Raw genomic sequence first — 17071 nt, 5'->3', positions numbered from 1 at the left:
CATTAACCGTAGTATTAAAAATATATCAATTTCTGGAAGGATTTCCTATGGGGATAGCGGTTGAGAATGTTTCCAAACACTATGGTTCTTTCCATGCTGTGGATTCTGTAAGTTTGGAGTTTAAAACTGGCTCTCTGGTTGCGCTTTTGGGTCCGTCTGGTTCAGGAAAATCAACTTTAATGCGGATGATTGCTGGATTAGAGACACCTAGTTCCGGTGAAATATGGATAGTTGGTGAAAATGCTACTCACAAGCGGGTGCAAGAGCGTAATATTGGCTTTGTATTTCAGCATTATGCCTTATTTAAGCATCTGACAGTGCGGCAGAACATCGCTTTTGCCCTAGAACTCCGCAAAGCTCCCAAAAACCGGATAAAGGTGCGAGTAGACGAACTTTTAGATTTGGTGCAGTTGAGTGGATTAGGCGATCGCTATCCCTCACAATTATCTGGGGGACAACGGCAAAGAGTAGCTTTAGCGCGTGCTTTAGCAGTTCAACCGCAAATTCTGCTGTTAGATGAACCCTTTGGCGCTTTAGATGCGAAAGTACGCAAAGATTTAAGAATGTGGTTGCGACATCTGCATGAAGATGTGCATGTAACGACAGTCTTTGTCACCCACGACCAAGAAGAAGCAATGGAAGTTGCTGATGAGATTGTCGTCATGAATAAAGGTCGAGTCGAGCAAGTTGGCACTCCAGCCGAGATTTACGACCACCCAGCAACACCATTTGTGATGAGCTTTATTGGTCCAGTGAATATCTTACCCGGTAACGCTGGTATTCAAACAGGCAATTATTCTGTGACAGCGAGCGATCGCGTATTCTTACGTCCTCATGACATTCTCATTCAACCCCAGAGAGTCGAAGATGCAACACCAGCCAAAGTTGACAACATAATTCACCTTGGCTGGGAAATTCGCATTGAGTTAATTCTAGAATCTGGGGAAAGGATAAATGCTCACCTCAGCCGAGAACAGTTCAATCAACTTTTACTGAAAGAAAATCAGCGAGTCTACGTTAAACCCAAGCAAGCAAGAGTTTTTCCGGCTTATGCTTAGAAAGAGTTAGTGGATAGTGGATAGTTGGTAGTGGATAGTTGGTAATGGATAGTGGTTAGCGGATAGTGGGTAGTGGATAGTGGGTAGTGGGTAGTGGGTAGTGGATAGTGGTTAGCGGGTAGCGCTCAAAGAATATCGACTAACAACCAACCACTAACAACCAACCACTAACAACCAACCACTAACAAAGCTAAATTCCCGCACCATCGAGAAAGTCTTCAATTACCGAATCTGTATTACACTTACTGTTATCGGTTTGTCCGTTATCTTGGATGACGGACATATGTAATTCAGTTTCCATCTGGACAACTTGTTTCTCTAGAGACTTGACTCGTTCAAATAAAGCGCGTATAACCTCAGCTTCCACATCCCGGACTTTATCATGAGCCAAAGCATTAACACTTGTGTTGTCTTGACGAGTTACACGTCCGGGAATTCCGACTACAGTCGTGTTGCTGGGCACATCTCGCAGCACCACCGAACCCGCGCCGATGCGGACATTATCGCCGATTTGAATGTTGCCTAATACCTTTGCCCCTGCGCCGACAACGACATTATTACCCAAAGTGGGATGACGCTTGCCGCTTTGTTTGCCAGTACCGCCGAGGGTGGCACCTTGATAAATTAGGGCATTATCGCCGATAATCGCTGTTTCGCCAATCACTACTCCCATACCGTGGTCAATAAAAACACCTTTGCCAATCGTTGCTCCTGGGTGAATTTCAATTCCCGTAAAAAACCTACTGAGATGGGAAATAAACCGAGGTATAAACGGCATCTGTGTTTTATACAGCCGATGTGCGAGTCGATGAAGCACTATAGCTTGAAGTCCGGGATAGCAAAACAACACTTCCAGCCAGTTACGGGCAGCTGGATCGCGCTCAGAAATCGTTCGCAAATCAGTTAGTAGCATAAGGAAGTTTGGATCTTTGTTGATCGGGGAAGTAAAATCAAAAACCTAAATAATTAATTCCCAAGACAGGAATTATGATGGATAATCTACGGTATGTCGATAGATTAGAGGTATTTCAGTTAGTGATAATTGGGATGCTATCACATCCGTTAGTTTGAGGAAAATTAAGATCGCTGCTATATACCTCAAATCTATCGAAAAACCGTAGTATATTGAGTAGAGACTTGAATAGCCCAAATTACGCTCTTTTGGATCTGTCTTCTAAAGTCGAATATGCTTTGCTAGCACTTTTAGAACTGGCAAGCCATCACGACAAAAAAGTTCCTCTGACGATGAGCGAGATTGTTGCCAAGCAACCGATTCCAGAACGCTATTTAGAGCAAATTCTGACCAGCTTGCGACGTGCGGGTGTGGTTAAGAGTCAACGCGGTTCAAGGGGAGGCTTTCTTTTAGTTCGTGAACCTTGGCAAATTACCTTGCTGGAAATTGTCACTTTGGTGGAAGGCGATCGCAAACCGAAAGAAAGCTCAGAACCTCCCACTCTAGAAAAGAATCTGGTGCAAGACATTTGGCTACAAGCTAACAATGCTGCCATTGAAGTTTTGAGAAGCTATACACTGCAAGACATGTGTCAAGAACGAAATCAAAGGACACAGCAGAGTCCGATGTATTACATTTAGCAATTGAAGAATACTCATATGTAGATTGCGCTCATATACGAGCGAGTTAATCGAACCGACTCGTGCTTGTTCAGTTGAAAAAGATTCCCCAATCCAAAGCGCAAAGCGCTTTCTTGTCGTCAAGCTTATTCCTGTAACACCGGAATTGCTTTATTTTATGGTGGCACAGGGCTACCATCTTATTCTAACAATACCTGATACGATGAGCAAAGACGCGCTCTGTGTCAGCTAGTCGTCCTTTAGCCACATATGAAAGATTGCCCTTATAGAATTTCTACTCTAGCAGCTTTATGTGCAGCAATTTTTGTGGCAAAGCATTTAGAAAGTGCGATCGCCTAATTGTGATGACACACTACTAGCTTTGTTTCAACTTATGTCTAAATTTATTTATGGAGATTGAATTTTTTCCTTATTCCTTTTTCCTTATACCTTGTCAACAGAATCCCCATCCTTTTTCACCAAAACAGTCAAACACATACAACTAAGAATTAATTTAGTTAGACTTAACGCCTCACTTTTCAAGACAATAAAAGCACCTAAACCCATCAGCACAAAAGGCACAAGATAACTACCATAGCGAGTTATCAGTTCAGCTATTGTACTCTGATGAGTTAATTTATCTGCTACATAGCACCAAACAGCTAAAAGTGCAAAAAATATAATAATAATTATTAAGAAGCTGACAAAACCGCTGTTAGCAAACAAAGGCACATAAACACTAATATTGTCACTACCATTAGCAATAGTCACAGCCGCTACACTATAAGTTTGGGGAGCAAAAAAACTAGTAACATTTAAATCATCAAATTCTTCTATTTCCGCCTTCTCTTGAGTCGATTCATCTTCAGAATTAACCAAACTACTAATACCGATTGCCATTGGCATCAAACCTAGCAATCCAATCCAGTGTGGCGATAAAATCAACCCCCCAAACAAACCGGGAAGACTAAAAATTACCAACACCGTAAAACCTAAATACTGACCAACAACAATATGACGACGGCGAAAACTAGCATTAACCTGCGAAAAAAACAGTAACAAAATCACAATATCATCAATATTAGTAGCAGTAAACGCCGTTACCCCAGTACCAAATGCAGCAACTAACTCATTCATTCTTCTCTTACTCTTTCTTCGCGTTCTTCGCGTCTTTGCGGTTCGTTTAATTTACTATATAAATAATAATTTCCGACAATCCAGCATGAACAAGCTTGGGACGGCTTTCATAGAAGGAATAATCGCCTTCTTTGCCACTAATATCGATGACATCATAATCCTGCTGCTATTTTTTTCACAGATAAATGCTAACTTTCGTCGCCGACATATCTTTTTTGGTCAATATCTTGGTTTTGCCGCCATCATCATCGCTAGCTTACCAGGATTTTTCGGTGGCTTAGTAGTGCGGCGAGAATTAATTGGATTACTCGGAATACTACCAATAGTAATTGGTCTTAAGCAACTGCTAAGTCCGGAAGAAGAAACTACAGAAGTTCAGACAGTAACCAGTGATTTTAAGCAGTCCTCACACAGAAACCCCATAATATCTTTTGTGTTGAGTCTTTTGCATCCTAATACATATAAAGTAGCGGCAGTAACGATTGCCAATGGTGGTGATAATATCAGTATTTATATTCCCTTATTCGCTGGTCATAATTTTGCCAGTCTGGGAGTAATTTTGAGTGTCTTTTTTGTCATGGTAGGGGTTTGGTGCTTTATTGCTTATCTATTAACCCTTCAACCTACCATTGCTGATATTTTAACTCGCTACGGTAACATTCTTGTCCCCTATGTCTTAATTGCTTTGGGACTTTTCATCATGTATGAAAGAGGTACATTCAATTTATTACCGTGGGTAAAAGCTTAACCATTTTGGATTGTTGGTTGTTGGTTGTTGGTTGTTGGTTGTTGGTTGTTAGTTGTTAGTTGTTAGTTGTTGGTTGTTGGTTGTTGGTTGTAAAAAAGTACTCATAACCACTATCCACTATCCACCATCCACTATCCACTATCCACTATCCACTACCCACTACCCACTATCCACTATCCACCATCCACTATCCATTACGCTTGATAAACTAACTTCCAACTAACCATCATCAATATTGTGTAAATGATAAACCGCAGTGGGCGTTGAGGCGCGATTTTACAGATTTTAGCACCTAGTAATACCCCTGGAACTGAGCCTATCCAAATCGGTATTACCAGACTCCAATTAACTGTTCCCAAAGTGAGGTGTCCGAGGGAGGTAAAAAACAATAAAATTGCGGCTTGTGAAATGTCTGTACCCACCAATTTACGAGCATCAAGACGGAAAAAGCCAATCAATACCAGTGCAAACATTGAACCGGAAGAAACACTACTTAAACCGACCAAACAGCCTAAAACTGCTCCTATTGTCATCGTCATAAAACGACCTAAGTTAGTTTTTAAGTCAAACTTTGGCAGTTCGGGTAGCGTAAACTTGGGGAAAAAAGTCAAAAGTAGCAATTGTACGAGTGCTAAGACTGTAACTAACAAAATCATCACCCCAAGCAAGCGCAGCAGAATATAATCCAGGCTAGATCCACCATTACGCTTAATTAGATGCAAAATCCCCACCCCAAAGAGCGATCCTGGGACACTTCCGAATGCCAGCCATTTGACAACTTGCATGTCAAGGGTTTTCTGTTGATAGTGCTTGACACTGCCAACAATCTTCATTAGTGTGGCAGCCACGACATCAGAACTAACAGCCACCGAAGGCGGAACTTGGAATACAAAAATCAACATTGGGGTGATGAGAGATGCTCCGCCAATTCCTGTTAAACCAACGATGATGCCAACGCCGAAGCTTAACAGTGGTAGTAATAAATAGTCCATACTCCTATCCAAAATGGGGGGTTTTTAACTGTGGTAATGCAGACAGCACAAATTTTCGTGTTTCTAATTGGATGAGAAACACAAAGGTTATTTAGCGAAGGCTTTGAGGATTTAAGATCCTGACGAAAAAAGCCGTTAGAGTGAGTTTTTTCAGGGCGATCGCACTTTTCCCTTGTTGAGCAGGTCTTAACTGCCGATGGGACGCTTCTCCTGCGAAACTTAACTGCTTTCTTCTTTTTCTAGTATTTTACATGTTAAGCACTAAAAGCCGAGTGACTTACCGTATTTTAATTATAATCATAAGCAAACGTCTAGTCCACTGTGTTGTAGATTACCCAATTACATCGATGAAATATCGTGTGAAACTAAATATCCGTGGGTTTTTAGTAATAAAAATTACTAAGTTATTTGTTGAGAATAAAGTGTTACATTATGTATAAATTTAGAAGATAGTTTTAAAATTAATGTAATCAAATACCATGCAAAAAATCCAAGCGCAGCATGATGACTTGGATCGCATCTTACGAATTGTTACCTCAGTCCAAGGGAATATTTAATATGGAAAAATTAGAAAACGTCACAGGCGATCGCCAACAACAAAAATCGCCTTTGAGCTTTATCAAAAAACTGTTGATTGCTCGCTGGCGTGAACTGCTAATTTTATTTATCGGGGTTTATTTACCTTTGCAAATCTTTGGGTTACTTGCCTTAGAAGTATGGCAACATGAAGGTGGGTTTCCGTGGGATGTGCCGATATTGATAGCAATTCACAAAACAGCACAGCCACAGTTAGATATTTTTGCACTGTCACTAACTAAGTTTGGGTCGTTTTGGACTGCAATACCAATTTTTAGTACGATCGCACTGGTGTTATTGTTGTTGAAGCGTTGGCGATCGCTAGCTTATGTACTCATCACCGCATTGGGAAGCGCGTTCATCAACCGCACAGCTAAGGAATTCATGCATAGAGTGCGTCCTGACTTGTGGGAATCAAGCGCTCATGAACTCAGTTATGCCTTTCCTAGCGGTCATGCAATGACGAGTATGACACTAATAGCAGTTTTGGTAGTTTTGGCTTGGAATAGCTACTCGCGTTGGTTAGTTTTGCTTTTCGGTAGTTTATTCGTCGTTGCGATCGGCTGGACGCGACTTTACCTTGGCGTTCACTTTCCTAGTGATATTCTTGCAGGATGGATGGTTGCATTAGCCTGGGCAATTGGGGTAAATCTGATTATCAAACCGCATTTGACCAAAGCAAGCGATGTAAATGAACCACCAGTAGAGGAAACCTCATTACTTCCGGAAGAAACACAGTTATAGGGATAGTAGGGCATGGGGCATGGGGCATGGGGCATGGGGCATGGGGCATGGGGCAGGGGGACAAGGGGGACAAGGGAGACAAGGGAGACAATTACCAATGCCCATTGCCCATTGCCCAATGCCCATTGCCCATTGCCCATTGCCCATTGCCCATTGCCCAATGCCCCACTATCCCTTATCCCTCAACCCTTATTAGTAGGTGCATTGGTCACTCGTGCATTTACAATCGCTTGGGACACATTCGGGATAAACCAGTTTACTTCACCTGGTTTCAAGACTTGAATACCAGCTTGATTGAATTCAATTGCCCCAGTATCTGCATTTGTCTTCAATACTAAGTTAGTTCCATTGGGAACCTTGATGACAACACCACCAGTCAAGTCTTGATTTTGTCCACCAGGAGTGAGGGCAACAGCTTTGATATCGTTGGGGAGAAAAACTCCTTTGCAATCCCATTTATCTTTTGTTGTCTTACCATCAGCCAAAAAATACAGTGAAGCACCCAACGAGTATTCATCATCGTCATCGTCCAGATTTGGATCTGGTCCATAGACAGCTATAGTCTTACCTGTCTCATTACGACATTGCCCCCAGTTAATGCCTGACTCAAAAGCATATTTTTGAAACTCTAATTCATTGAGTTTCTTATCAATTTCCTCATTTGTGAAATTTTCTACACCCGCATGTGCTTCTTTAAGAGTCTGCAAGTTCTTAATCTCTTTAGTTAGTGCGATGTAGTCAGGATTTTTGGTAAAACTTGGCGCATCTGCGAATGAAGGTGGAGCAAATACTAGATTTACTAGCAATAGCGCCATCATCAAAATGTATTTGAAATTTTTCATGATTCTTTGCCCCTAATTCTATAAATTACAGCTTTTGATTCTACATAATTCTCGACATTATGGAGGCTATCAAAAGCTAATTTTTGTAAACAACGCTTGTTTGCTACTTAACAATTCATGTTTCACCTTACCATTTGAGCTTGATTTTCGCAAGTTTAGCAAAATAATTTACTTTTCTACTGCTCTCTTACAGTCATGCTTACTAGCTAAAATCGCTTCTCAACGTTGAATTAAGGCGCTTTTATGAGTTCAATTAATTTAAATTACCTAATTCATACTTATATAAAATTGTATTTTTTATGACTTTAGCCAATATTAAATAATTATTTCATGACTGACATTTGATAGGCAGTATTCCGATGAACTTAGGGGTAATTAACTTTTATCAGGAAAACTTAAAATATGTCTTTTACTAATACTTGATTATTTAAAAAACATCATGTATAATCAATGTGTGTTTATAAATACAAATAATTTTAATACAAATTAAATAGATTTATAAGAAATGGAATAGAAGGAAGATTATGCCTTGGTTCTATCTATGAATTGCATGTAAACCTATCAATACATGCGTCATTCATCACAATAAACTTTGGAAAATGAAAATAAAATTGCATCTACCAAGTGCTCACGGATTAAAGCTGAATTACCAATATTTACCAGAAGTCCTAGCTCAATCTTTCACTGTTATTGCACCCACGACAAACAAGAGCATCAAACATCGGCTTAATCGTTGCCTATATTTGTCAACGGCATCTGGCTAAGTTTTCTGGTTGGTTTAATTGGGCTATTTTTTGTCAGTATCAACATGACCCAGTTTGCCAGTCGCACTGCCTCTGAGCGAGCCTCATATCGAGAAGCAGAGAAAAATTAGGAAAAACAGCATTTAATCATTGTGAGTAACGATCATGAGTTGGCTAATTAGTACTTTATTTATTGGCATTTCTGCCGCTTTTGCAACCACCTTTGACGACAATTTATACTTGACTGCCTTTTTCGGAAAAGTCAATCGTACCTTTCGTCCCAAGCATATTGTTATCGGTGAATTTCTTGGATTCACTGCATTAGTTTTTGCTAGTCTCCCTGGTTTCTTCGGGGGTTTAATTGTTCCAGATGCTTGGATTGGATTGTTAGGTTTTCTTCCCATCGCGATTGGTATCAGTAATTTAATCAGTCGAGAAGAAGAGGGATCGGTGCAAACTGTGTCAGTTTTAAACTGTGATGATGAATCTCAGCGTCGCAATCAATCATTATGGGCAACTATACGCGATCGCCAAACTTACCGCGTTTCCGCTGTTACCATTGCAAATGGAGCAAACAACATAGGAATTTACGTACCGTTGTTTGCCAGTAGCAATCTTTCTAGTTTGGGTCTAATTCTGTGTGTTTGCTATTTAACTATTGGGCTGTGGTGCTTCCTGTCTTACCACATGACTCGTAATCGTCTGGCAGCTCCGGTTGTAGCGAGCTACGGTCGGAAAATCTTTCCGTTTGTATTAATCTACTTGGGACTCTCCATCCTAATTAAAAGTGGAACGTACCAACTTGTGCCTGGTTTGGGAATTTAAAATTTCCAGCTTTTGACTTTCCACAGAAAACGCATCCGTCTGGGAAAACCGGCGCTGACGATCCACAAAATTCACGTATCCAAAATTAATATGAGCGAGTTAGTTACTGCACTCTTTACAGGGGTAACAGCCTTTAGTGCCACCAACATCGATGATATGGTTCTCCTGACGCTGTTTTTTTCACAAGTGAATGCTACGTTTTGTCGTTGGCATATCGTTGCAGGTCAGTATATAGGCTTTACAACACTAATAATCCTGAGTATTCCCGGTTTCTTTGGCGGTTTAATTGTACCGCGTCCTTTGATTGGATTATTTGGCTTACTGCCAATACTAATCGGTATCAAATGCTTGCTCAATTTTGAAGATGCATCAGAAGAAAACGAGGGAGAAACAGCGCATAACAACTCGATTCTTGCCAAGTTAATCAATCTCCAAGTTTACAGTGTGGCAGCCGTCACGGTTGCTAATGGTACTGACAACATTAGCATCTATTTGCCTTTGTTTGCTAGCAGTACTTGGGAGAGTCTACTGGTAATTTTAGGGGTATTCTTTGTGTTGGTAGGAGTGTTGTGTTATGCAGCATATAAATTAACCCACAACAAAGCGATCGCTCTTGTTCTAACTGGCTACGGCAATAAGTTTATGCCTTTTGTGCTAATCGGGTTAGGTGCTTTTATAGTAATAGATAGTGGCACGTTGACTCTATTAAACTTATTTGATGGCGAAATCTCGCTTTCTTTGTGATTATTGCCCACAAAAATCATCGGCTGGCGCAGAAAGTGACAAAAAAATCATTTTTTGTGCCCAATAATACTTTGCCTTCACCCGCCTGCGATTTAAATTTAAAGAAAGCATAAAAAATTATCTCGGTCTTGTTATATACATTTCAAAACAGAGGAAAAGAAAAATTGAATATCCTAGAATTTTCTTTACTAGTTTGGATAGGGTCATTTAGCGCTGGTTTTCTCGGTGCGCTGACTGGGTTAGGGGGTGGAGTAGTAATTGTTCCTTTATTAACTTCAATGTTTGGCGTTGATATCCGCTACGCCGTTGGTGCTTCATTGGTGTCTGTAATTGCCACTTCTTCCGGTGCGGCATGTACTTATATAAAAAAAGGCTATACCAATTTACGCTTGGGAATGTTTCTGGAGGTGGCAACAACAATTGGCGCGATAGTTGGTGCTTTAATTGCTAGTTTTATTTCTATCAAAGCGCTGACGATTGTGTTAGCCATCGTTTTAATTTATTCAGCATACCTTTCACAACAACCTAGACCAGAAAATCTCGAAACTGAGTCAACTGACTTTCTGGCAAACTATCTAAAACTCAATGGTACTTACCCAACTCCTGATGGATTGATGTCTTATCAAGTTCAATCTGTGCCAGCTGGGTTTAGCGTCATGTTAGTAGCTGGAGTGCTTTCTGGTTTACTTGGCATTGGTTCAGGAGGATTCAAAGTATTAGCGATGGATCAAGCTATGCGTCTACCCTTCAAAGTTTCGACCACTACCAGCAATTTTATGATCGGTGTGACAGCAGCTGCATCAGCAGGGGTTTACCTAGCACGGGGTTACATCGATCCAGGATTGTCAATGCCGGTGATGTTGGGGGTACTTCCTGGTGCTTTTTTGGGTGCAAGAGTTCTAGTAGGTGCTAAAACGCAGATTTTGCGAATTATCTTCAGCCTTGTGCTGGTGGTAATGGCTTTGAAGATGGTCTACAACAGTCTATTAGGGGGGCTGTAAAATGTATAAATTTAATTCGTCGGCTTGGGAGTGGAAATCATCGGTACAGCCAAAAATTGAAGTAGTTGCACTACCTTTGCAGTCAGAACCAGATTCTGATATTCAAGAGTTAACACAACGCGCTAACAAAATAACTCGTGATATTGATAGTAATAGCATCACGAAAACATCAAGCGAGCAGCAATTAGAAAATCTACTTAGCAATCTTCTCAAATATGGCGTTCTTATTGCTAGTGCTGTAGTTTTGCTCGGCGGTATTTTGTATTTAATTCGCCACGGTGCTGAACCTGCTGAATATCACTTTTTTCGCGGAACCCCATCTAAATTTCGCTCTCCTACAAGTGTGGTAGAAGCTGTTTTTTCAGGTAGCAGCCGTGGGATTATTCAACTAGGATTGCTGCTATTAATTGCTACTCCCATAGTTCGGGTGATAGTTTCCCTTTTGGCTTTTGTTCGCCAGCGTGATTTGATTTACATTTTTGTGAATTTGTTCGTATTAGCGGCTCTGACTTACAGCCTCATAGGTGCTTATTACTAATACTAATTACATAGGTTTTCAGTTAAGGGGTGCGTTGTGTTTTGCTAACGCACCCCAATTAATATATTATTATTTCACATTCGCTCTTGTTATGACCGAATACGCTTGGTGTTAAGACTTGATCCTCCCTAACCCTCCTTAAAAAGGAGGGAACTAAGCCCCCCTTCATAAGGGGAGCCACTTGCACAGGAAGGGTTTCCCACGCCAGTCCGCACAACGGGGGGAACCCCCGCAAGCGGCTGGCTCGACTTGAGCAAAGTGGCGTGGGTTGGGGGGATCTTCGATAACTGAACACTACTAACTGAACTGTATTGTGTTATGACCCAAGTAAAAGTTGGTTAATCGAGCTTATATTTTGTTGAAGCTGCTGCGCTAAGTAATTTTTGACTAAATCAACACTTTCTAGGGGAAATACTCCTATGAAAACAGCACAGATTAAGCTGAATACACCAATAATTAAAGCTAAAAATCGACCAAAACAACCAGGATTAATTTCCGCAAAAAACAATTTTGATTGCCCAATAACAGAAATTGTCAGGAAAACTATTCCTAATATCAAAAAGAAAGTAGTTAAAGAAGAATTAGTCATATTATTAAGTTAATTCATCATTTTTATTATAGCTTTTACCAAAGGAGGGGAAAAGGGATTTTTCAAAAGGGGAAAGGTAAAAAAATGATTTGAAATGTTTCGATGTTGGAATATTTTGGGTAAGCAGACCGATGGCGATCGCACAACATATTATATTTCTTAATTAAGTAGATAGGCATAAATAAACGCTCCTTAAGTAGTAACGGCTGAAGCCGTTAAAATCCCGACTCGACGAGCGGTAAACCGCTCACTACGAAGCAAAAGAGTATTTTATGTTTAATTTCGTTTGCGGCTATATGTAATATATTATACTTAAAATTCAGTAATACCAAGGCAACTGGTAACAAGCGATCGCTATTTTTGCTTTTTCCAATACGATGAATTCCTTTGATAGTGGCGTTCGCAAAGCGTTGTCGTCCCGACATCGCCGTCAACTGCATAGATATCTTTCTATTGGTAGAGTAGACTTTTTCTGCGTTTTTATATAAACTACGGTAAGCCGATAGGAATTAAGTCATTATCATGTTAAATATCCAAAATGTCAGTCAGGATTTGAGCGTAGCCAGACAAACCACCTCTGACGAATCATTACAAACCGCGAATCACGTCGTCATCCAACCAGACATGTGGAAAAAACTCCGAGGTGGATTCTTTCTAGTGCTTGGATATTTACTATCGCCATTATGTTGGTGGAATGATTTATTATTCAATCTGCCAATAGCTTATGGTTTTGGGTATATGTGTAGTTTATTTTACCCAAAGTTACTTATACCTTGTTCAATTATCGGCTACTGGCTATCTAACATTGTCGGAATTATTTTAATGCAATTAGGGTCTGTAGATGTTTTTCAAAACGAACCCAAAGAACGTAACCTGAAAAAAGAGTTATTCACGGGTTTAGTTTCCTCAACAGTCTTTACTCTAGTGATTATCCTATTAATTCAGTTTAAGATTCTTGATACTCCCGTTTTATTCTCTAATAGTTAAGAGTTAGTTGTTAGGGGAATGGGGAATGGCTAATAGGTAATGGGTAATAGGTAATGGGGAATGGGGAATGGGCTAATGAAAAAAACGCACATCACTATTACCAATTACCAATTACCAATTCCCAATTACCAATTCCCAATTACCAATTCCCAATTACCAATTCCCAATGCCCCATGCCCATCATTTTTGATTAGCTTCTACCAAATCTCTCAAATTCAACAATTTGGGAACGTCCTTACCAACAATTAATGGCAACTTGCCATCCCATTTTTCGATTGTTTGTCTTTGCAGTACTTCTGGAGTCAAAGTTTCACGCAGCAAACTGTTCGCTTCAGCCTCTCCTTTGGAAAGATTCACATTTGCCTGAGCTTGTTTTGATGCTTTCAGCGCTATAAATTCTGCCTGTTTTGCTTCTTGTTCGGCAATTTGTTTTGCTTCCACTGCTTGGCTAAATTGTGCTGAAAAGTGGATATGCACTAGAGAAATATCATCAACTGCAATATGATAATTAATTAAGCGTGTGGTTAGTGCATTGTCAACTCCTGCTTTCACTTCCCCCCTTTTTGTGATAACTTCTTCAGCAGTATACTTTGCTATCACGGCTTTGAGTACTTCTTCAACCGCTGGATTTATAATGCGGTCTATAACACTTTTTTCATCTCCAATTTGTTGAAAAATGGCATTTACTTCTTCTGGGATAATGTGCCAGTTGAGCGCTACATCGGTGAAGACATCTTGTAAATCTCTTGAGGATGCTTCTGCGGAAATTTCCTGGCTTTGGACTCGAACACTCAATTTTTGGACAGTATTAACTATAGGAATGATTGTGTGAATTCCTTCTCCTAGTATTGTGTCTTGCACTTGACCAAATTGCATTAATACGCCGCGTTGTCCAGCGTTGATTATTACAAAAGGGGTGAGGAATATAGTTATTAAGAATAAAAGTGCTGTGAGTTTCCCAGCACTGTTAAAAGCTTTGATTTTTTTCATAGTTATCTGGAAAATAGGCAATAGGGAATTGAGTGTTTAGATGAGCGGATCAAGCCGCTCACTACGAACGTATTAAAATCCTATAATGCCTGATAGCGCCCTAAAGCTATTAAAGGAAAGTATTGTTGATAAAGGTGATATTTCAGGTAAAAATGACCGGGAAAGCCAGTACCTGTAAATTCTGATTCGTCCCAAGTACCATCTGATTGTTGAGTCGCTAAAAGGTAGTTAATTCCTTTTTCAATTGCGGGCAGCGCTATTTTCCCTGTTGCCTCACCTGCTGCTATCAACCCTATTATTGCCCAAGCGGTTTGGGATGCTGTACTCTTTCCTTTTCCTTTAAGACTGGGGTCGTTGTAACTGCGGCAAGTTTCACCCCAACCACCATCGGGGTTTTGACATTTGAGTAACCAAGTTGCACCGCGTGAGATACTGTTTTGGTGAGTCTGCGGTGCAACTAAAGCAAAAGCGGAAAGTACGCCACTAGTTCCATAAATGTAGTTTACTCCCCAACGACCAAACCAAGAACCATCAATTTCTTGTTCGTTGATGAGATACGCGATCGCTTTCTCAAAGCTTTGAGTATCAATTGACTGTTTGCATTCGCCCAGCATTTCTAATACTCTGGCGGTAACATCAGCGGTGTTTGGATCGATCATCGCTTTTAAGTCACCATAGGGCACTAAATTAAGCCAATCTTGATTGTTGTTGAGATCGAATGCAGCCCAACCACCGGCTTGACATTGCATCGAAGCAATCCAATTAATAGCGCGGGCGATCGCTTGCTGCTTTAATTTTTCATTCGGTAGTTTCGCTATCTGCAACGCCATGACAACTACCGCAGAGTCGTCTACATCTGGATAAAAGCGATTGTCAAACTCAAATGCCCAAGCACCCGGTTTACCTTGATGATTTTTAACTGCCCAATCACCATAATCCAAAATCTGCTTGTCTAACAGAAATTCTCCAGCTTTAACTATCGCCGGATGATCTGCTGCAAAACCAGATTCTATTAAAGCACGAATTGCCCAAGCTGTATCCCAAATTGGAGAAACACAAGGTTGTATTCGGTAACAATCTTCAGTTTCAATCGCAAAATTATCAAGTGCTTGCAAACCTCTAACGACAATCGGATCGTTAACATCGTAATTGAGCGACTTCAAAGCTAACATTGAGTTTAGCATCGCCGGAATAATTCCGCCCCAATCACCGGTTGCTTCTTGTCTTTCTAAAATCCATTTTTCTGCGGCTTTGATACCTTCTGACCGCAAAGGCATTAAATTCAAGTTTTCTGCTAACTTGAAAGCATTATCCAGGGTGATGAATAAATCTGTCCAATCGTTATTACGAGGTAATTCAAATTGGATATCTGCACCTTCAACATACAACTCATTTAAAGCGATCGCTTCATCAACTTGATAAATCGGCTTATCGTCAAAGACAATTAATAAAGGGACAGTGCTTGACCTTGCCCAACTCGACATTTCATAGATATTAAATGGGAAAGCATCTGGCAGAAGCATAATTGCTGGTGGAATCGAGGGAAGACCCCGCCAGTTGTAGCAGCCAATCAGTGCTAAATGAAACTTCGTAAAGATGCGAGTTTTACTGATGCCGCCTCGCTGTAAAATAAAATCTCGCGCTTTTGTCATTGCCGGATCGCTTGCTGGTACACCTAGCAGCTTCAGCGCCATGTAAGCCTCTACCGAAGTGCTGAGTTCTCCGCCATCACCATAAAAAAGTTCCCAACCACCATGCTGTCGTTGTTGAGAACGCAGGTAGGTTTCGACCTTGTGTAAAGGTCTTTGCGAATCTGTCCCCCAAATTTTATGTAGAAGGACAACTTCAGCGGTGATCGTGACATTAGATTCTAACTCTGCCCACCAATAACCTGCGGGATTTTGAATCGAGAGAAGATGATTTTGGCTTTTGGCGATCGCTTCTGCTACTTGATTGACTGTTATTCTATCTTGAGTTTGCATGTAATATTACTCAATCTCAACAATATTACCGACACAGCATTGGAAAAAAAAGTTCTTTGCACACAATCAGCAAACATAGTATTTTGCTCACAGAGGCAGTGAATTGGCAAGAGGTTATGGAAGGAATTATATTCGGGGTAATGCTCTTATCTTTGGTAATTTGGATTGGATTATTAACTTTGCGGGGTCAGTTTTGGCGAACAGACCAGCGACTAGAGATAGGAGAAACAATGCTAGAATCATTACCGACGGTGTGTGCGGTAATTCCGGCACGTAACGAAGCTGATTTGCTACCAGTTAGTTTGCGATCGCTTCTACGCCAAGATTATCACGGCTCGTTCACCATATTTCTCGTAGACGACCACAGCACAGACGGCACTCCAGATATAGCTGAAGGTGTGGCATACGCTTTAAACAAATCGCAGCAATTACAAATTATTTCCGCCCAAGCCCTACCTCCCGGTTGGACTGGTAAACTATGGGCAATTGAACAAGGCATTTACAAAGCTTCAAAATTTACACCCGACTATTATTTACTAACCGATGCAGACATTGAGCATGATATAGCAAACCTGCGCCGACTCGTTGCCAAAGCCGAAAAAGATAATTTAGATTTGGTTTCGGTAATGGTGCGACTTCGCTGTAAAAGCCTTTGGGAACAACTTTTAATTCCGGCTTTTGTCTTTTTCTTTCAAAAAATCTATCCCTTTCGCTGGGTTAACGATCCAAATAATACAACAGCCGCAGCCGCCGGAGGCTGTATTCTAATTCGTAGAGAAGCCTTAAATCGCATCGGTGGAATTAAAGCTGTACGACACGCTTTAATTGATGATTGTGCCCTTGCTTCTGCGGTGAAGAGGAGGAGGGGGGGAGGGGGAGAGGGGGGGATGGGGAGACAAGGAGGACAAGAAGGACTTGGGGGACAAGGAAGACTTGGGGGACAAGGAGACTTGGAGACAAGGAGACTTGGAGACAAGGAGACTTGGAGACAAGGAGACTTGGA

The 17071-nt window shown here is 40.8% G+C and carries 19 protein-coding genes; 13 read left to right on the top strand and 6 right to left on the bottom strand.

Annotation, left to right across the window (positions count from 1 at the left end; all coding sequences use genetic code 11):
• Positions 1 to 47: 47 nt before the first annotated feature.
• Entirely contained in the window at positions 48 to 1058 is a 1011-nt protein-coding gene (locus AABK37_RS13840) for a sulfate/molybdate ABC transporter ATP-binding protein (RefSeq protein WP_432552141.1), read from the top strand.
• Between the two features lie 190 nt (positions 1059 to 1248).
• Here AABK37_RS13840 and cysE read toward each other — a convergent pair whose 3' ends face one another.
• Positions 1249 to 1971 carry a serine O-acetyltransferase gene (gene cysE / locus AABK37_RS13835; protein ID WP_432552140.1) on the bottom strand — a complete coding sequence of 241 codons (723 nt, stop codon included), beginning with the start codon at positions 1969 to 1971 and terminating at the stop codon, positions 1249 to 1251.
• Between the two features lie 224 nt (positions 1972 to 2195).
• Between cysE and AABK37_RS13830 the strand changes: the two genes are divergently transcribed.
• A complete protein-coding gene (locus AABK37_RS13830; RefSeq protein WP_432552139.1) occupies positions 2196 to 2651 on the top strand; it encodes an RrF2 family transcriptional regulator in 456 nt (151 codons plus the stop codon).
• Between the two features lie 423 nt (positions 2652 to 3074).
• Here AABK37_RS13830 and AABK37_RS13825 read toward each other — a convergent pair whose 3' ends face one another.
• On the bottom strand, positions 3075 to 3767 hold the full coding sequence (locus AABK37_RS13825; protein WP_432552138.1) for a cadmium resistance transporter: 693 nt from the start codon (positions 3765 to 3767) through the stop codon (positions 3075 to 3077).
• An 85-nt stretch (positions 3768 to 3852) separates the two neighbouring features.
• On the opposite strand from AABK37_RS13825, the gene AABK37_RS13820 reads away from it, so the two are divergent.
• Positions 3853 to 4515, top strand: coding sequence for a cadmium resistance transporter (locus tag AABK37_RS13820; RefSeq protein WP_432552137.1), 663 nt, complete (start codon positions 3853 to 3855; stop codon positions 4513 to 4515).
• Between the two features lie 194 nt (positions 4516 to 4709).
• On the opposite strand, the gene AABK37_RS13815 is transcribed toward AABK37_RS13820, so the two are convergent.
• The gene (locus tag AABK37_RS13815; protein WP_432552136.1) at positions 4710 to 5507 is read right to left on the bottom strand and encodes a sulfite exporter TauE/SafE family protein; all 798 of its coding nucleotides are present in this window, start codon (positions 5505 to 5507) and stop codon (positions 4710 to 4712) included.
• Between the two features lie 558 nt (positions 5508 to 6065).
• Here AABK37_RS13815 and AABK37_RS13810 point away from each other — a divergent pair.
• Positions 6066 to 6827 (top strand): phosphatase PAP2 family protein, encoded by a 762-nt coding sequence (locus AABK37_RS13810; RefSeq protein WP_432552135.1) that lies wholly within the window; start codon positions 6066 to 6068, stop codon positions 6825 to 6827.
• 19 nt (positions 6828 to 6846) lie between these two features.
• Entirely contained in the window at positions 6847 to 7023 is a 177-nt protein-coding gene (locus tag AABK37_RS13805; protein ID WP_432552134.1) for a hypothetical protein, read from the top strand.
• Here the strand turns inward: AABK37_RS13805 and AABK37_RS13800 are convergent.
• Positions 7010 to 7669 carry a hypothetical protein gene (locus AABK37_RS13800; protein WP_432552133.1) on the bottom strand — a complete coding sequence of 220 codons (660 nt, stop codon included), beginning with the start codon at positions 7667 to 7669 and terminating at the stop codon, positions 7010 to 7012. The genes AABK37_RS13805 and AABK37_RS13800 overlap by 14 nt on opposite strands.
• A 908-nt stretch (positions 7670 to 8577) precedes the next feature.
• Between AABK37_RS13800 and AABK37_RS13795 the strand changes: the two genes are divergently transcribed.
• The 7 genes from AABK37_RS13795 to AABK37_RS13765 all read left to right on the top strand — a co-directional run bounded on the left by AABK37_RS13795 (position 8578) and on the right by AABK37_RS13765 (position 13290).
• Positions 8578 to 9237: a cadmium resistance transporter gene (locus tag AABK37_RS13795; RefSeq protein WP_432552132.1), complete on the top strand. Its 660-nt coding sequence runs from the start codon at positions 8578 to 8580 to the stop codon at positions 9235 to 9237.
• Between the two features lie 90 nt (positions 9238 to 9327).
• Positions 9328 to 9981 (top strand): cadmium resistance transporter, encoded by a 654-nt coding sequence (locus AABK37_RS13790; protein WP_432552131.1) that lies wholly within the window; start codon positions 9328 to 9330, stop codon positions 9979 to 9981.
• A gap of 164 nt (positions 9982 to 10145) precedes the next feature.
• Positions 10146 to 10982 carry a sulfite exporter TauE/SafE family protein gene (locus AABK37_RS13785; RefSeq protein WP_432552130.1) on the top strand — a complete coding sequence of 279 codons (837 nt, stop codon included), beginning with the start codon at positions 10146 to 10148 and terminating at the stop codon, positions 10980 to 10982.
• A gap of 1 nt (position 10983) precedes the next feature.
• A complete protein-coding gene (locus AABK37_RS13780) occupies positions 10984 to 11520 on the top strand; it encodes a DUF1634 domain-containing protein (RefSeq protein WP_432552129.1) in 537 nt (178 codons plus the stop codon).
• Between the two features lie 419 nt (positions 11521 to 11939).
• Complete coding sequence (locus tag AABK37_RS13775; RefSeq protein ID WP_432552128.1) at positions 11940 to 12122, top strand: hypothetical protein; 183 nt, start codon at positions 11940 to 11942, stop codon at positions 12120 to 12122.
• Positions 12123 to 12631: 509 nt separating this feature from the next.
• Positions 12632 to 13096, top strand: a complete 465-nt coding sequence (locus tag AABK37_RS13770) for a hypothetical protein (RefSeq protein WP_432552127.1) — start codon at positions 12632 to 12634, stop codon at positions 13094 to 13096.
• 53 nt (positions 13097 to 13149) lie between these two features.
• The gene (locus tag AABK37_RS13765) at positions 13150 to 13290 is read left to right on the top strand and encodes an alpha/beta hydrolase (protein WP_432552126.1); all 141 of its coding nucleotides are present in this window, start codon (positions 13150 to 13152) and stop codon (positions 13288 to 13290) included.
• On the opposite strand, the gene AABK37_RS13760 is transcribed toward AABK37_RS13765, so the two are convergent.
• Both AABK37_RS13760 and shc read right to left on the bottom strand, forming a co-directional pair.
• Positions 13277 to 14086 carry a prohibitin family protein gene (locus AABK37_RS13760; RefSeq protein ID WP_432552125.1) on the bottom strand — a complete coding sequence of 270 codons (810 nt, stop codon included), beginning with the start codon at positions 14084 to 14086 and terminating at the stop codon, positions 13277 to 13279. The genes AABK37_RS13765 and AABK37_RS13760 overlap by 14 nt on opposite strands.
• 80 nt (positions 14087 to 14166) lie before the next feature.
• Positions 14167 to 16068: a squalene--hopene cyclase gene (gene shc, locus AABK37_RS13755; protein ID WP_432552124.1), complete on the bottom strand. Its 1902-nt coding sequence runs from the start codon at positions 16066 to 16068 to the stop codon at positions 14167 to 14169.
• A 116-nt stretch (positions 16069 to 16184) separates the two neighbouring features.
• Here shc and AABK37_RS13750 point away from each other — a divergent pair.
• Positions 16185 to 17071: glycosyltransferase (locus AABK37_RS13750; RefSeq protein ID WP_432552123.1), on the top strand; the 887-nt coding region annotated here is incomplete at its 3' end.

Origin of the sequence: Tolypothrix sp. VBCCA 56010 (assembly GCF_050875635.1) — a bacterium.
Taxonomy (GTDB): Bacteria; Cyanobacteriota; Cyanobacteriia; order Cyanobacteriales; family Nostocaceae; genus Hassallia.
Note: the sequence above shows the minus strand (reverse complement) of the source record. Positions and strands in the feature narration are given on the sequence as shown.

Coding starts and splice junctions, on each gene's coding strand:
- AABK37_RS13840 (WP_432552141.1), top strand. CDS start 48: ATGGGGATAGCGGTTGAGAATGTTTCCAAACACTATGGTTCTTTCCAT.
- cysE (WP_432552140.1), bottom strand. CDS start 1,971: ATGCTACTAACTGATTTGCGAACGATTTCTGAGCGCGATCCAGCTGCC.
- AABK37_RS13825 (WP_432552138.1), bottom strand. CDS start 3,767: ATGAATGAGTTAGTTGCTGCATTTGGTACTGGGGTAACGGCGTTTACT.
- AABK37_RS13820 (WP_432552137.1), top strand. CDS start 3,853: ATGAACAAGCTTGGGACGGCTTTCATAGAAGGAATAATCGCCTTCTTT.
- AABK37_RS13815 (WP_432552136.1), bottom strand. CDS start 5,507: ATGGACTATTTATTACTACCACTGTTAAGCTTCGGCGTTGGCATCATC.
- AABK37_RS13810 (WP_432552135.1), top strand. CDS start 6,066: ATGGAAAAATTAGAAAACGTCACAGGCGATCGCCAACAACAAAAATCG.
- AABK37_RS13805 (WP_432552134.1), top strand. CDS start 6,847: ATGGGGCATGGGGCATGGGGCATGGGGCATGGGGCAGGGGGACAAGGG.
- AABK37_RS13800 (WP_432552133.1), bottom strand. CDS start 7,669: ATGAAAAATTTCAAATACATTTTGATGATGGCGCTATTGCTAGTAAAT.
- AABK37_RS13795 (WP_432552132.1), top strand. CDS start 8,578: ATGAGTTGGCTAATTAGTACTTTATTTATTGGCATTTCTGCCGCTTTT.
- AABK37_RS13790 (WP_432552131.1), top strand. CDS start 9,328: ATGAGCGAGTTAGTTACTGCACTCTTTACAGGGGTAACAGCCTTTAGT.
- AABK37_RS13780 (WP_432552129.1), top strand. CDS start 10,984: ATGTATAAATTTAATTCGTCGGCTTGGGAGTGGAAATCATCGGTACAG.
- AABK37_RS13775 (WP_432552128.1), top strand. CDS start 11,940: ATGAAAACAGCACAGATTAAGCTGAATACACCAATAATTAAAGCTAAA.
- AABK37_RS13770 (WP_432552127.1), top strand. CDS start 12,632: ATGTTAAATATCCAAAATGTCAGTCAGGATTTGAGCGTAGCCAGACAA.
- AABK37_RS13765 (WP_432552126.1), top strand. CDS start 13,150: ATGGGGAATGGGGAATGGGCTAATGAAAAAAACGCACATCACTATTAC.
- AABK37_RS13760 (WP_432552125.1), bottom strand. CDS start 14,086: ATGAAAAAAATCAAAGCTTTTAACAGTGCTGGGAAACTCACAGCACTT.
- shc (WP_432552124.1), bottom strand. CDS start 16,068: ATGCAAACTCAAGATAGAATAACAGTCAATCAAGTAGCAGAAGCGATC.